The 524-nt window shown below is 57.1% G+C and carries 1 protein-coding gene; it reads left to right on the top strand.

Features of this window, described 5'->3' with window-relative positions; genetic code table 11:
• Positions 1-118: 118 nt before the first annotated feature.
• Positions 119-524, top strand: a 406-nt coding sequence (locus R7R78_RS29305) for an IS91 family transposase (protein ID WP_001120876.1), incomplete at its 3' end; no start/stop codon positions are given.

The raw sequence follows: 524 nt of genomic DNA, 5'->3' as shown, positions 1-524 counted from the left end.
GGAGTGACGGGCACTGGCTGGCAATGTCTAGCAACGGCAGGCATTTCGGCTGAGGGTAAAAGAACTTTCCGCTAAGCGATAGACTGTATGTAAACACAGTATTGCAAGGACGCGGAACATGCCTCATGTGGCGGCCAGGACGGCCAGCCGGGATCGGGATACTGGTCGTTACCAGAGCCACCGACCCGAGCAAACCCTTCTCTATCAGATCGTTGACGAGTATTACCCGGCATTCGCTGCGCTTATGGCAGAGCAGGGAAAGGAATTGCCGGGCTATGTGCAACGGGAATTTGAAGAATTTCTCCAATGCGGGCGGCTGGAGCATGGCTTTCTACGGGTTCGCTGCGAGTCTTGCCACGCCGAGCACCTGGTCGCTTTCAGCTGTAAGCGTCGCGGTTTCTGCCCGAGCTGTGGGGCGCGGCGGATGGCCGAAAGTGCCGCCTTGCTGGTTGATGAAGTACTGCCTGAACAACCCATGCGTCAGTGGGTGTTGAGCTTCCCGTTTCAGCTGCGTTTCCTGTTTG

Source organism: Vibrio sp. 2134-1, from assembly GCF_033339495.1.
Note: the sequence above shows the minus strand (reverse complement) of the source record. Positions and strands in the feature narration are given on the sequence as shown.